The following is a 13,916-nucleotide window of genomic DNA, read 5'->3' on the forward strand; positions in this document are numbered from 1 at the left end:
ATGAGCGGTGGAGGACAAACGGGAAATGCCGGTTCAGACGAACCGGCAGGGGCATTATCGGCGGGCGGCGGCCTGACGCAGGCGCTCGACCGGGCCTTGTTGAAAATCGAATGAGGGGGCTTCTTGCCGTGCCAGCCCCTGGCGCACGATGGCCTTCACCGCTTGGCTGGCAGCAAGATCTTTTCCGGCGATCTGTTCGGCGATGCGCAGCGCTTCTTCCCGGGCCGTCCCCTCGCTGATACGGGAAATGGCGCCGTGTGACAGCGCCTCCTGTGCGCCGACGGTTCTGCCGGTCAGCAGCCAGTCGAGCGCGACATAGGGGGAGATACGCGTCGGCAAGCGCGCGCACCCACCTTGTGCGGCGACTAACCCGAGCCCGGTTTCGGGGAAGCTGAAGCGTGCGTTCTGGCCGGCGACGATCAGATCGCACGCCAGCGCCAGCTCAAATCCGCCTCCGTACGCGATGCCGTCAACGGCGGCGATGATCACCTTGGCAATCTGTGCATGGATCAGCCCGCCAAACCCCTCCGGCGTGACGATGGGCAGTTCACCCTGATGAAAGGCGTTGATATCCATGCCGGCGGAAAATACCGCCGGTTGGCCGGCCAGCACGATCGCTCGCACCGAGTCATCGTTATCCGCCTGCCGCAGGTAGGTGCGGATCAACTCGGCCATCTGCAGGTTGATGGCGTTCTTTTTTTCCTGCCGATTAAGGGTGATGACCGCAACCTGCGCGCCATGGCGCTCATAAAGCACTGGAAGAACTTCACTCATCGCTGGCTTCTCCCCGGAAAAACAACAGCGTCAGCAGCAGGGCGATGGCGCCGAGCGGCAGCGAAAACAGCGGCAGGTAATAGGCCGGCAGCGCGTAGAGCGTCAGGCCGCCCAGCATCCCGCCCGCCGCGATGCCGGCGTACAACACCGAGCTGTTGAGCGACACGGTCAGCGCGCCAAAGCGTTTCGATAGCGACAACAGGTGATGCTGGATCGGTACTAGGTACATCCAGCCGGTAATGCCCCATACGAGGAAGATGGCCAGTACCCACCAGGGCGAGGTGACATAAAAGGCCAGCAAAAACAGAGACAGCGTCTGGATCGCCACGGAAAACAGCAGCACGAACTTGCTGCCGAGGGCATCGGTTAACGCGCCGGAGGCAAAATTGCCGATCACCGCGCCAATGCCGAACACCAGCAGCGCGAGGGGCAGGATCGCCTCAGGGCCGAACTGGGTGTTTTTCAGCAACACGCTGACGTAGCTGTAGACGATGTGTTCCGAGCAAACGGCAAAAAAGGTGATCAGCAGCGTAGTCAGTACCGCCTTTTGCCGCAGCGGGGCGAGCCGCTCTTTCAGCGAATGCTTGCCCGATGGCGCAATGGCGCGCAGCGCCAACGACAGGCCCAGCAGCGCAATCGCCCCCAGCAGGGCGATGAACAGAAAGATTTCACGCCAGCCGATCAGTTTGGCGAGAAAGGTACCGAACGGAATGCCGAGCGCAATAGCCAACGTCATGCCGCCATAGACGATGGAAATAGCCAGGCCGCGGCGTTTTTCCGTCACCAGCCCCACCGCGGCGGCGGCGGCCTGCGGCGTGTAACAGGCCGCCCCCAATGCCGCCAGCACTCTGCCGAACGCGATCTGCAGATAGCTGGTGGCCCAGGCGCAGGCCAGGTTGCCGGCGATGAACAGCACCAGCGCCAACTGCAGGATATGCTTGCGGTTGACGTTGCCCAGCAGCCAGGCGGTGAGGGGGGCGAACAGCATATAGGCCAGCGCGAATACCGATATCAACTGCCCCGCTTGCGCGGGGCTGACGGCAAAGGTGTCGGAAATATCGCTGAGTACGCCGGCGACGATAAAAGCGTCGGTGCCGATGGCGAAGGTACCGGTCGCCATCAGGCAGAGCGTGATCAGATGGCCGTTATAATCCGCTAACTTCATCCTGCCCTCCGCAGATCGTTCGCTGCCCAGACCCGGCCTAGTGCCGCCAGGAAGGTCTCCACGTCGGCATGGGAATGTGCCGAGGTCGGCGTTACCCGTAGTCGCTCGCTGCCTGCGGGCACCGTCGGGGCATTGACCGGTTGCACGTAAATATCATGCTCATCGAGCAGCACTTTACTGATGTGTTTGTTGCGGTGCGGATCGCCGACCAGCAGCGGCAGGATATGGCTGTCTGCCGACACCAGCGGGATGCCGGCGGCGCGCAGGCCGGTCTTCAGGTGATCGACGATCGCCAGCAGGTGCTTGCGCTGGGTGTCATGCTCGAGGTTGTATCTAAAACTGGCCAACGCGGCGGCTACCACCGGCGCCGGTGACGAGGTGCTGAAGACGAATGCCGGCGCCCAGCTGCGCACCGCTTCCACCACCGAGCGGGGCGCGGCGATATAGCCACCCGCCGCACCGTAAGACTTGCCGAATCCGCCTTGGATAATAGTGATTTTATCCAACAGGCCCAGCTGTTCGGCATAGCCCAATCCCCGTTCGCCATACACGCCGGCCGAATGAATTTCGTCGAGATAGGTCAGCGCCTGATACTGTTCCGCCAGCGCCACGATCTGCGCCAGGGGAGCAAAGTCACCGTCCATGGAATACAGCGACTCGAAGGCAATCAGCTTTGGCCGCGCCGGATCGGCGGCCTGCAGCAGCTCGGCGAGGTGTGCTACATCATTGTGGCGGAAGATTTTTTTCTCCGCTTTACTGTAGCGAATCCCGTAAATCATCGAGGCGTGATTCAGTTCGTCGGAGAACACGATCAGATCGGGAATGGCGTCGCACAGGGTGGATAAGGTGGCGTCGTTGGCGCCGAAACCGGTGGTGAACAGCAGCGCCGACTCTTTGCCGTAGGCGCTGGCCAGCAGCGTTTCCAGCTCGCTGTGGTAGACCGAGGTGCCGGAAATGCTGCGGGCGCCGCAGGTGCCCAGCCCGACCCGGTTAACCGCGTCGGTGGTGGCCAGCAGCACTTTGGGGTGGTGGCTCATTGCCAGATAGTCGTTCGAGCACCAGACGTTGAGACGGCGCTCGCCGTGGTGCCCGTGGCTGGTGGCCCAGGGTTTGTCCTGCACGCCGCGTTCAAGGTTGAGAAACTCGCGAAAACGCCCCTGTTTTTTGGTTTCCGCCAGCTTTTCTTCAAGAATGTTCAGTACGCTCATCGTATGTTCCTTGTGTTAAACGGCTTTAAGGTTTAATGACAGGCCCTGACCGACGCCGACGCACATCGTCACCAATGCGTTGCTTGCCTGTCGGTCGCGTAATTCCAGCGCCGCCGACAGCACCAGGCGCGCACCGGACATCCCCAGCGGATGACCGAGCGCGATGGCGCCGCCGTTCGGGTTGACCCGCGCGTCGTTGGCGTCGATGCGCCAGTGTTTCAGCGCCGCCAGAACCTGTGAGGCGAACGCTTCGTTAATCTCGATGATGTCGAAGTCGTTCAAGGTGAACCCGCCGCGCTGCAGTAAGCGCTCGGTGGAGGCGATCGGCCCCAGCCCCATCAGCGCCGGTTCAACGCCGGCGGCCGCGCTGTCGCCGATCTCCGCCAGCGGTTGCCAGCCCTGGCGTTTCACGTAGCGACCGGAAGCCAATAGCAGCGCGGCGGCGCCGTCGTTGATGCCGGAAGCATTGCCCGCCGTGACCGAACCGCCGGCGGAGAACGCCGGTTTCAGCGCCTGCAGCTGTTGCAACGTGCTGAGCCGGGGAAATTCATCCTGCGCGAATGTGCGGGTGGTTTTACGATCCGCCGGCACGTCCACGGGCGTGATTTCCCGCGCCAGCCGACCGCTGTCGATCGCCCGGCGGGCCTTTTGCTGCGAGGCCAGCGCGAACAGGTCCTGTTCCTCGCGTGAGATATGTTGCCGTTGGGCCACGTTTTCCGCCGTGATGCCCAGCGGGTCGCTGCCGTAGCGCTCCGCCAGCCGCGGATTGACGAAGCGCCATCCCAACGTGGTGTCATACAGCTTCACGCCTTTGTCGAACGGCGTTTCGCCCTTGCTCAGCACATAGGGTGCGCGGCTCATGCTTTCCACACCGCCGGCCAAAACCAGTTCGCTAAGACCGCTGCGGATTTTCGCCGCGGCGTAGATCACCGCATCCAACCCGGATGCGCAAAGGCGGTTGAGGGTGATGGCCGGCACCGACGGGTCCAACCCGGAAAGCAGCGTTGCCATGCGGGCGACGTTGCGGTTGTCCTCGCCGGCCTGGTTGGCGCAGCCCAGAACCACTTCGTCCAGATTCGCTTCCGCCGCCGGATAGCGCTGCAGCAGGCCGCGAAGGATCGTCGCCGCCATGTCGTCGGGGCGGGTATGCGCCAGGCTGCCGCCATAGGCGCCGATCGCCGTGCGCGTGCCGTCGATCAGATAAACGCCGTCATCGTTAATGTTCATCATGGCTCCTCAAGGCGTGGTCGTCAGCGCCGGTTGCGCGGCGTGCAGAAGGGTGTAATGCGGCGCATAGCGCGCTGCGTGCAGCAGCTGCGCCAGATTGCTCAGCGTCGTCCTGACGTTTTTCTCCCCCAGTTTGCCGAGCCAGTCGAAAATGCCGCCGGCGTAGTTAACGCCCGCGACGGCGGCGACATCAATGTCTTCCCGGCTGCAAACGCCGCTTTCCACCATGATCACCGACTCATTGATCAGGCTGCTGAGGACACGAGCGACGATCAGCGCCGGGGAGTCTTTGATAAATTCAACCTGCGGGATCGCAGTGTGCAGTAGGCGTAAAAACAGCGCCTTATTGGCCGCAGAGGCATAGCGATTGTGCGCCGCAACCAGATACGCCGTGTCGGCGTAGTTCAGGGCGATGTCGATCACAAAAGCGTCAGCCGTCGTCTGCTCGGCTAACTGGCTCGCCGTGCGGCCATCGGTGATGCTGACGGTGAATGCGCCATTGATCTGGACGGCCGGCCCCAGGCTCGGTAAGGCCGGCCGTTGTTCCACGCGCAGCTGTGGCCACTGACGTGCGGCTTGCTGTTGCAACAGGGTAAAAAAAGGGTGTTCGCCGTAAACGCGCAGCGTCTCGACGTCTGCATCGATGGCGGCCGTCACTGGCGGGGCGGTTTCTTCGGCGGCAAAATAGGAGCGGCCGTTCTTTTTCCCCAACAGACCGGCATCGACCAGCGAACGCTGCAGATGGCCGGGGGTATAGCGCGGGTCGTATTGCATGTCCTGCCAGATTTGCCGGCTGACCTGATAGTTGATGTCCTGGCCGATAAAATCGGTCAGCTCGAGCGGCCCCATGCGGAAGTGTCCGCCGGCCTTGAGGGCACGGTCGATCTGCGGCGCGCGCGCCACGTGTTCTTCCAACAGGCGGAACCCTTCCAGGTAGTAGGGGCGGGCCATGCGGTTAACGATAAACCCCGGCGTGGCCTGACAGACGACATCGCGTTTCCCCAACGCGGCCACCAGTTGACGGCAACGTTCCGTGGTGGCGTGTGCGGTAAAGTAGGCCGGGATGATTTCAATCAGTTTCATCAGCGGCGCAGGGTTGAAAAAGTGCAAACCGATAAACCGCTCGCTGTGCGTCACCGCGGTTGCCAGCTTGTTAAGCGACAGTGAGGAGGTATTGGTGGCGATCAGCGTATCGGGCTTGACCACCGCGGCGATGGCCGCCAACACCTCAAGTTTGGTTTGTTCATGCTCGGCGATGGTTTCTATCACCAACTCGCTGTCGGCGATAGCCTCAAGCGCCGTCGAGAACACCAGATTGGCCAGCACTGAGCTTTTATCCTGCAGCGCGATCTTGCCCTGTTCGACTTTCTTGTTCAGGTCTTGCGCGATATATTCGCGAGCCTGATTGAGGGTATTGCCGTTGCGATTATAAAGCACCGTACGAATGCCTTTTTGCGCGAAAAGATAAGCGATGCCTCTGCCCATCGTTCCCGCGCCGATAATCGCAGCCGATTGAATTGCCGCATTACTTTCTGCCATAGAAAATCCCCGTCACTGTATGCCATGCGAAATTCGCAAATGCTTATTATCTCTTTGGATTTACGGCGGCACCGGGTGCCTGTTTGGAAAGTAATTGGCGGTGTCCTGGCTGTCTAACGGTAGAAATGACAGGTTTACGTCCTGAAGGGATTATGCTATTCGCGTAGTTTTCCTGTTCGGCGCAATAAAAAGGCTTATTTTAAGGGGAATAGCTGTTTTCGTTATAGCGTTGGTATTTTTTATTATATGAAACGGCTACTGGCGCCGGGCGGCGATATTCTATAGTGAGTCTGACCTATCGATAATCGGCATCGCTATATGGAGAACCTGCGTTATGGATACCCGCACTCAACGGCTCATGGCGGAGGTGATTGGCAGCCTGGCCGATCGCGAATGCTTTCTGACGCAACTGGGGCCCTGCGCCGAGGCGTTGGGGTTTGATTATTTCTCCTACATCGTGTTTTCCTGTTATCCGGCCAGCCGCCCCAAGATGCTGATCGAAGGTAATTTTTCAGCAGAGTATCTCGAAGATTATCGGCGGCAGCGGGTGTATTTGCAGGATCCGGTCATTGAGCGCGCTCACCATTCCACGCTGCAGTTCCAGTGGGACGAACGTTTTTATCACGATCGGCCGACGCTTTGGCGACGTATGGCGCAGTTTGGCCTGTGCGCCGGTTGGTCGCAGTCGGTCAAGGATTGCTATGGCAGGCTGGGGATCCTGACGTTTGCCGGCACAGCGCTACCGGAGCAAACGCCACAAGCGCGTGCGGCAAATGAAACCTTTTTCCTTTGGCTGGCGCAAACCGCCCATAAAACGCTGCGTGAAGCCTTGATATCGGTGAACGACGACGCGATAAAAGACGTGCTGACGCTGCGCGAAAAAGACATTTTACGCTGGTGCAGCGAAGGGAAAACGGCGGAAGAGATCGCGCTGTTGATGGGGGTGAGCGAGCGCACGATCAATTTCCACATAGGCAACTCGATTAAAAAACTTTCTGTCGCCAATAAGACCGCCGCCACCGCCAAAGCGGTTTATTTACAGCTGATTTAATCTCGAGAAATAAATAATTAATCGCCTATCCGTTATCGGTGTGATGTTTATATTTTGTTAAATTAAAAGCTATCCTTATCAGTATTTACCCCCCGATCACAAAAGCGTGATAAAGCGATTCACCGCGCCCGTGCGCGGCAGTATTCTGTTGGCACCCGGTTTACATAGAAAGGATGTGATATGTACAAGACTATTTTAGTGCCGATCGATATTGAAGAGGATCTGTTGACCGAGCATGCGCTGAAGCATGTGGAATATTTGGCGAAGATGTCCGGCGCTAAAGTGCATTTCTTCCATGCGCTGCCGGATGCCTCGGCTTTTGTTACTGCCTATTCGTTCGGTCTCAAGGAATTTGAGAATCAGGCGGAGGTGAAGGCGGTGGACAAACTGAAGAAAATCATGTCGGAAATCGATCTGCCGTTGGATCGCCTTAATTACACCGTCAGCTTCGGTTCTGCGCGCGATCAGGTGTTGGAACTGGCGGAAGAGATCGACGCCGACCTGATCATTATCGGTTCACGGCGCCCGAGCGTGAAAACCTATCTGCTAGGATCTAACGCCGCCGCCATCGTTCGCCATGCCAATATTTCGGTGATGGTGGTCAGATAATCCCTCTTAAGCCCACCGTTTTCGGGCGCGCTCTGCGGTTGCCGGTCTGCGGCAGAGCGTGCCTTGCGTTTTATTGCCATCTCAGTGTGAGCTGCTACGATTTTAGCTGACGTTTTTATGCCACCCGGGCCACCGGCCTTGCGCATATTCTTCATCTCAGCCAGAAGAGGGGCAGCTATGCCATTAGAAGTCGATGGGATCATTAGAGGCGATCGGGGCAGTGAACCGAGCCGTTGGCAACATGCGTCAACCAAACCGCTTATCACGCTGACCTGGCATCACACCATTCCTTGGAACTGTTTGCGTAATGTCTGGAATGGTCTGGTGGCGGGGCAGCATTGGAACGCGCTGGACGAGTTTATGAACCTGATCGGTGTGCCAAACCGTGCCGAGGTGATCACACAGATCAAGAATAAAAACCTGCAGGATCGCGATGGATTACACACTCTGGTGACCTGGCAAGGATGGAACATCGTCGAGGGGCCTGGTAATGAGTATCGTGCGCAGGGGGACGATCCCGGTGAAAACTTCGACGGTTGGTCGGGTGAGGGGATGAGCACTAATCAGCAAGCGACGCTGCAGCAGGTCAACGTGTTGTATCAGGTGATGGCGCCGCTGGGAAGCCGTGCGCTGGACGCCGCCAGACAGGCGCCGAACATTTCTGCGGAAGAAGCGAGCGTCTTGCAACGGACGATTAAACAGACCCGTCCAACGTTGCGAGGAAAGGAACCGATCCGGTGGCAAGAAGACATGTGGCATCAGGTGCAGCCGGGTAAAGAGGCGAAACACTTCGCCCGTTGGGACACCAAACCGGTGTGGCGCAAGCGCCTGCACAGCGATCTGGCTCAGGCTGGATAAGCCTTTTCCCGCGCCGGGTTGCCGGCGCGGGGCATCAATCCGGCGCTAATCGCACAGCGCCATTATTTCGTCGTACAATGTCCTGGGAATTTCCACGCCGTATTGCTCGCTCTGCCGCCGCTGTCGATAACGCCGCTCGCCGGGGATGCGTGCGCCTTGCGCCTGCATATCGGCAAACATCGCTTCTGCTCCGGCGAAATATTTCGCCTTATCCGCACCGAGAAAACGCTCGGGATCCAACGCGATGATCAACTCACCGCCGTAAGGCGACGAACCGGTGCCGTTGTCATAGGCCAGCGATTCCTTGCTGGTCATATCGCCGATCAGCGGCCCTGCCAGCAATTCAACCATCGCCGCCAGCGCCGAGCCCTTATGCCCACCGAAGGTCAGCATCGCGCCCTCCAACACGCTGGCGGCATCGGTGGACGGATTGCCTGCCTTATCAATGCCCCAGCCTTCAGGCAGCGGGGTGCCAGCGCGGTGGTGCAGTTCGATTTCGCCGCGCGCCGCCGCGCTGGTGGCCATATCGAATAAAAACGGCGGCCGATCCGGGCGTGGCCAGCCGAAGGCGATGGGGTTGGTGCCAAACAGCGGACGCGAACCGCCGGCCGGCGTCACCCACGCGTGGCTGGGTGTGCAGGCTAAGGCCACCAACCCCTGTTCGGTTAGCGGTTCTATGTCGGCCCACAGCGCGGAGAAATGCACGCAGCGGTTGATCGCCAGCGCGGCGATGCCATTGGCGCGCACCTTACCGATAAAGGCCGGCAGAGCGGTGCGGTAGGCCAGCAGGGAAAACGCGCCGCCGGCGTCGGCACGCAAGATGGCCGGCGCCTGGTCGAACAACTTGGGTACCGCATCGGCAGAGACCTTGCCTACCCGCAGCGATCGCACGCAGCCCAACAGCCGGTATAAGCCGTGAGAAGCGCAGCCGTCGCGTTCGCCCTGGGTGACATTTTGCGCCACCGCTTCGGCATGTGCCTGATTGAAACCGTTGCTGCGCAGCGTACGCAGCGCCAGTTGATAAGCCTGTTCCAACGACAGAACGTGCATGGATGTCATCTCGATCTCCCCCCTGGGTTCATTCTTCTTCATCGCCGATAAAATTGGCCTGGGGTAAACAGGTATAGGCGCCCCAGTAGTAAATCGCCAGCGCAATCACCGCCATGGTGAAGGTGTCCCACGGATGGGCAATAGCGCCGATGCCGCCGAAGCTGCTGAGGTAGGAAAGCCCGATCACCAGCGCATAGAAGACGATCAGCCACAACGAGGACCAAATTTGCTGCCGAAGGCTAACGGCGTGGGTCGGCACCTGATTTTTGAACAGGATGTAGATGAAGAACATCAGGATCTGCAAGCCGAGCAGCCAGGAGACGGTGTCCCAGCCGGACCAGAAGACGATCAACGCCGAAATGATAAACGACAGCGGGCCGAGCACGCAGAAAGCGCGCACCCGGAACGGACGCGGCATATCGGGCGCATTGCGCCGCAGCCCGGCGGCGGTGACCGGGGCGATGGCGTAGCTCAACACCAGTGCGGCGGACACCACGCCGATCAGCTTTTCCCAGGACGGGAATGGCAGCGTCCAGAATACCGAGAGAGCGAAGGTCAACCACAGCGCCGGACGCGGGATACCGGACTCGCTATCCACCCGGGTGAACAGTTTGAAGAAGGTGCCGGCGCGCGCCCAACCGTAGATCACGCGAGGCGTGGCGTTCATATAGATGTTGCCGGTGCCGCTCGGCGAAACGATCGCGTCGCTGACTACCAGAAACGCCAGCCATCCCATGCCCAGCGTGATGGCGATGTCGCGGAACGGCAGGGAGAACTGTTGGCTGATGCCGGCCCAGCCACCGCTCAGCATCTCGCTGGGGATACTGCCGAGAAACGCTATCTGCAGCAGCACATAGATGATGGTGGACAGCACCACCGACAGGATCAGCGCGATAGGAATGGTGCGCTGCGGCCTTTGCACCTCGCTGGCGACCGAAATGATCGGCGTCAGGCCGAGGTAGGCGAAGATGATGCCGCCGGCGGAAATGGCGGCCTCAACCCCGGCGGAACCGAAAGGGGCAAAGCCCTGGCTATGCAGGTTTTCCGGTTTGAAAAAGCTGAACAACACCACGATCACCAGCAGGGGCACCAGAAACTTCAGCACGCTGATCAGGTTATTGGATTTGGCGAAGGTTTTGACGCTGTAGTAGTTGAGCGCGAAGAAAAAACACAGCAGCGCCAGCTGCACCAGCCAGCCGATCGCTGTTGGATCGCCGGACCCCGGCTGGCTGAGGAACGGGAACCAGGCGGCAGCGTACTGCCGGGCGGCGACGACTTCGATGGCGATCAGGCTGGAGAAGGCGATCAGCGTGATAAACCCCAGCAGGTAACCCATTAGTTCACCGTGCGAGAATACCGGATAGCGAATGATGCCGCCGGCGCGCGGCAGAGCGGCGCCCAACTCGCAGTAGACGATGCCGAGCAGCAGCACCGCCAGGCCACCGATCAGCCAGGAATAGATGCCGGCCGGGCCGGCGATGGAGGAGACGTGGCTGGCGGCGAACAGCCAACCGGAGCCGAAGATGGCGCCCAGACCGATGAATGTCAGATCGGTGAGCGTAAGCTGCTTCTTGAATTTGCCTTGGGTTGTCATGGTATTACCCTTTTGTTATTGAGTGGCAGGCAGATGCGGCCGGGCTAATGTTGGGCAGGTGAAACCAGGGGATCTCGGGTGTAAGCGCCGTTAACCAGTCGCAGCAGGTTGAGCGGGTTGGCGTCCTGCAGCGCCGGCGGCAACAGCGCTGCAGGGGTGTTTTGCAAACAAACTGGCCGCAGGAAACGCTCGATCGCCAGCGTGCCTACCGAGGTGCCGCGTGCGTCGCTGGTGGCCGGGTAAGGGCCGCCGTGCACCATGGCGTCGCACACTTCCACCCCGGTCGGGTACCCGTTGAATAGCACCCGACCGGCTTTGCGCGCCAACAGAGCCGTTAGCCCGGCGGCCATATCGAGATCGTCGTCGTCCGCCAGCAGCGTGGCGGTCAACTGGCCTTGCAATGCCGTTAGCGCCGCATGCAGCTGCGCTTCGTTATCCATCGCCACCAGGATGCTGGCCGGGCCGAAGACCTCCTGTTGCAGCAGCGGGTCGGCCTGCAGCAACAGCGCCCTCTCCGCCTGATAAAGCTGCGCCGCCGCCCGAAGAGCAGGCGTTTCGCTTCGGCCTGCCAGCCGCCGCATACCCGGGTGGGCATCGAGGGCCGCCAGCCCGTGACGGTAGTGCTCCAGGGTGCCGGCATTCAGCATCGGCTGCGGCTCGGCGGCGTTGACCAGGGCGCTCATCGTTTCGGTTAACCGATCGAAGGCGGCGCCGCGCAGCGCGACGATCACGCCGGGCTTGGTGCAGAACTGACCGCAGCCGAGCGTGAAGGAAGAGACCAGTTCCTGCGCGATGTGCTGCCCGCGCCGCGCCAGCGCCTTGGGTAGGATCACTACCGGGTTGATGCTCGACATTTCGGCGAAGACCGGAATAGGTTGGGGACGTTGCATCGCCAGATCGAACAGCGCCCGGCCGCCTTGCAGCGAGCCGGTGAATCCCACCGCTTGAATCGCCGGATGTTGTACTAAATCGGCCCCCACGCGGTTGCCGAAGAGCATGTTGAAGACGCCAGAGGGCATCCCCGTGCGTTCCCGTGCGCGCTCGATCGCCTGAGCGGTTAGCTCGGCGGTGATCATATGGCCGCTGTGCGCTTTGAACACGACCGGGCAGCCGGCGGCGAGCGCGGCGGCGGTATCACCGCCCGCGGTGGAGAACGCCAGCGGGAAGTTGCTGGCGCCGAATACCGCCACCGGGCCGATCGCCGTGCGGTATTGACGCAGATCGGGGCGCGGCAGGGGGGAACGCTGCGGCAGCGCGCAGTCGATGCGCACGCCTTCGACATCGCCGCGCCGCAGCAGCGTGGCGAACAGCCGCATCTGACCGCTGGTTCTGGCGCGTTCGCCGCTCAAGCGCGCCGGCGGCAGGGCCGTTTCCTGTGTGGCGAGGGCGAAGAAGGTTTCGTCCAAGGCATCTAGCTCCTCGGCGATGGTGTCCAAAAAGTTCGCGCGTTGCTCGGCGCTGAGTTGCGAATAGGGCACAAAGGCCGTGGCAGCGGCTTCGGCGGCGGCGGCGGTTTCAGCCGCCGTGGCTTGGTGGAAGCGGTAGCCGGTCGGCTGACCGTCGTCGGCGCGCAGGCTGAGCAGCGCAGCTTCCCCTGCGGCGCGGCGCTGGCCGCCGATAAATTGTTGGCCGCTGATGGCGACGTGGCGTTCGTTGGGCATGGATTCCCCCGGTAAATAAAGAGCGACGCCCGGCCTGGCCGGGCGGTGAAGGCGTTACAGGCCGACGTTCGGCAGCGCCGGACGAGTGGCCAGCGCTTTATCGATCACGGCATTGATCTCGGTGAGCGTTTCCCCCTGCAGCGCCAGGCGCGGTGGGCGAGTGACGGCGCTGCCGCGGCCAACCCGCTGTTCGCAGAGCTTGATGCATTGCACCAGATCGGGACGGGCATCGAGGTGCAGCAGCGGCATGAACCAGCTGTACAGCGCCAATGCTTCCTCATAGCGCTTTTCCTTAGCCAGACGGAACAGGGTTTCCCCTTCGCGCGGGAAAGCATTGGACATGCCGGAGATCCAGCCTTGCGCGCCGACGGCGATGCTTTCCAGCACCACATCGTCCAACCCGGCGAACAGCACGAAGCGATCGCCGACTTCGTTGCGTAGGTCGATAAAGCGGCGCGTATCGCCCGAGGAGTCTTTGAAACACACGATGTTCTCGCAGTCGACCAGCGAGGTCAGGATGTCGGGTGTGACGTCATTTTTGTAAATGGGGGGGTTGTTGTAGACCATGATCGGCAGATCGGTCGCGCCGGCGACGCTGCGGAAGTGTGCGGCGGTTTCGTGCGGCTTGGCGGAATAAACCAGCGCCGGCATCACCATAATGCCATCGACACCGGCCTTTTGCGCTTCACGCGCCATGTTCTGCGCGAAGGCGGTGGTGAACTCGGCGATGCCGGCGATCACCGGCACTTTGCCGTCGGCGGCGTCTCTCGCCACTTCGATCACCGCCAGCTTTTCCTGCATCGTCATCGAGGTGTTTTCACCGACGGTGCCACACACCACCAGACCGGAGACGCCGTCGCGCACCAGGTTTTTGATCACCGTATGGGTGGCGTCGAGGTCCAGAGAGAAATCGTTGCGGAACTGGGTCGTCACCGCCGGGAATACGCCGCTCCAGCTTATGGCTTTATGGCTCATAGTGTTTGTCCTGTCGTCCGAAAGTGTTAATGAAAAGTGAATCTTTAGTAAGGCTCACCGACAGATTGACCGGTATTGCGCAGGGAGGCTTGACGCTTTTCGCCGATTGCCGCGACGAAATTGGCACAATGGCGGCGGAAAGCGGGCATGAAAAAAACCAGGCGCCGGTGCGCCGTGAGGAGAGGGAGGTAACCAGGTAAATCAG

13 protein-coding genes are annotated in these 13,916 nt (G+C 60.7%); 4 read left to right on the forward strand and 9 right to left on the reverse strand.

All coding sequences use genetic code 11. The features are described 5' to 3' along the window. Positions 1-54: 54 nt before the first annotated feature. Genes ACJ8J4_RS14140 through ACJ8J4_RS14160 form a run of 5 tightly spaced genes read right to left on the reverse strand, consistent with a single transcriptional unit; the run spans position 55 to position 5,913 of the window. Positions 55-774: an enoyl-CoA hydratase-related protein gene (locus ACJ8J4_RS14140; protein ID WP_025302341.1), complete on the reverse strand. Its 720-nt coding sequence runs from the start codon at positions 772-774 to the stop codon at positions 55-57. Continuing rightward, entirely contained in the window at positions 767-1,939 is a 1,173-nt protein-coding gene (locus tag ACJ8J4_RS14145; RefSeq protein ID WP_049208080.1) for an MFS transporter, read from the reverse strand. Before ACJ8J4_RS14145 ends, ACJ8J4_RS14140 begins: the two co-directional genes overlap by 8 nt. Further along, the gene (hemA, locus tag ACJ8J4_RS14150; protein WP_025302343.1) at positions 1,936-3,147 is read right to left on the reverse strand and encodes a 5-aminolevulinate synthase; all 1,212 of its coding nucleotides are present in this window, start codon (positions 3,145-3,147) and stop codon (positions 1,936-1,938) included. The genes ACJ8J4_RS14145 and hemA overlap by 4 nt, the downstream gene beginning before the upstream one ends. Positions 3,148-3,162: 15 nt before the next feature. Next, positions 3,163-4,374: an acetyl-CoA C-acyltransferase gene (locus ACJ8J4_RS14155; RefSeq protein WP_049208426.1), complete on the reverse strand. Its 1,212-nt coding sequence runs from the start codon at positions 4,372-4,374 to the stop codon at positions 3,163-3,165. A gap of 9 nt (positions 4,375-4,383) precedes the next feature. Beyond that, complete coding sequence (locus tag ACJ8J4_RS14160; RefSeq protein ID WP_089195743.1) at positions 4,384-5,913, reverse strand: 3-hydroxyacyl-CoA dehydrogenase NAD-binding domain-containing protein; 1,530 nt, start codon at positions 5,911-5,913, stop codon at positions 4,384-4,386. 334 nt (positions 5,914-6,247) lie between these two features. On the opposite strand from ACJ8J4_RS14160, the gene ACJ8J4_RS14165 reads away from it, so the two are divergent. The 3 genes from ACJ8J4_RS14165 (at position 6,248) to ACJ8J4_RS14175 (ending at position 8,431) form a co-directional block, all read left to right on the forward strand. Next, the gene (locus ACJ8J4_RS14165; RefSeq protein WP_025302346.1) at positions 6,248-6,964 is read left to right on the forward strand and encodes a LuxR family transcriptional regulator; all 717 of its coding nucleotides are present in this window, start codon (positions 6,248-6,250) and stop codon (positions 6,962-6,964) included. Positions 6,965-7,144: 180 nt separating this feature from the next. Continuing rightward, positions 7,145-7,573 (forward strand): universal stress protein, encoded by a 429-nt coding sequence (locus ACJ8J4_RS14170; protein WP_025302347.1) that lies wholly within the window; start codon positions 7,145-7,147, stop codon positions 7,571-7,573. A 177-nt stretch (positions 7,574-7,750) separates the two neighbouring features. Next, positions 7,751-8,431, forward strand: coding sequence for a hypothetical protein (locus ACJ8J4_RS14175; protein ID WP_264383911.1), 681 nt, complete (start codon positions 7,751-7,753; stop codon positions 8,429-8,431). Between the two features lie 45 nt (positions 8,432-8,476). Here the strand turns inward: ACJ8J4_RS14175 and ACJ8J4_RS14180 are convergent, their stop codons facing one another. Genes ACJ8J4_RS14180 through ACJ8J4_RS14195 form a run of 4 tightly spaced genes read right to left on the reverse strand, consistent with a single transcriptional unit; the run spans position 8,477 to position 13,711 of the window. After that, positions 8,477-9,490, reverse strand: coding sequence for an Ldh family oxidoreductase (locus ACJ8J4_RS14180; protein ID WP_025302349.1), 1,014 nt, complete (start codon positions 9,488-9,490; stop codon positions 8,477-8,479). A 19-nt stretch (positions 9,491-9,509) separates the two neighbouring features. Continuing rightward, positions 9,510-11,075 (reverse strand): APC family permease, encoded by a 1,566-nt coding sequence (locus tag ACJ8J4_RS14185; RefSeq protein WP_025302350.1) that lies wholly within the window; start codon positions 11,073-11,075, stop codon positions 9,510-9,512. 44 nt (positions 11,076-11,119) lie between these two features. Further along, on the reverse strand, positions 11,120-12,736 hold the full coding sequence (locus ACJ8J4_RS14190) for an aldehyde dehydrogenase (NADP(+)) (protein ID WP_197835411.1): 1,617 nt from the start codon (positions 12,734-12,736) through the stop codon (positions 11,120-11,122). Positions 12,737-12,790: 54 nt separating this feature from the next. Beyond that, a complete protein-coding gene (locus ACJ8J4_RS14195) occupies positions 12,791-13,711 on the reverse strand; it encodes a dihydrodipicolinate synthase family protein (protein WP_049204282.1) in 921 nt (306 codons plus the stop codon). A 29-nt stretch (positions 13,712-13,740) separates the two neighbouring features. Here ACJ8J4_RS14195 and ACJ8J4_RS14200 point away from each other — a divergent pair, with 29 nt between their 5' ends. Beyond that, positions 13,741-13,911, forward strand: coding sequence for a hypothetical protein (locus ACJ8J4_RS14200; protein ID WP_153266251.1), 171 nt, complete (start codon positions 13,741-13,743; stop codon positions 13,909-13,911). The last annotated feature ends 5 nt before the right edge of the window (positions 13,912-13,916 follow it).

This window comes from Serratia sp. CY47280 (assembly GCF_052168655.1).
In the GTDB taxonomy this organism is placed as follows: domain Bacteria; phylum Pseudomonadota; class Gammaproteobacteria; order Enterobacterales; family Enterobacteriaceae; genus Serratia; species Serratia bockelmannii.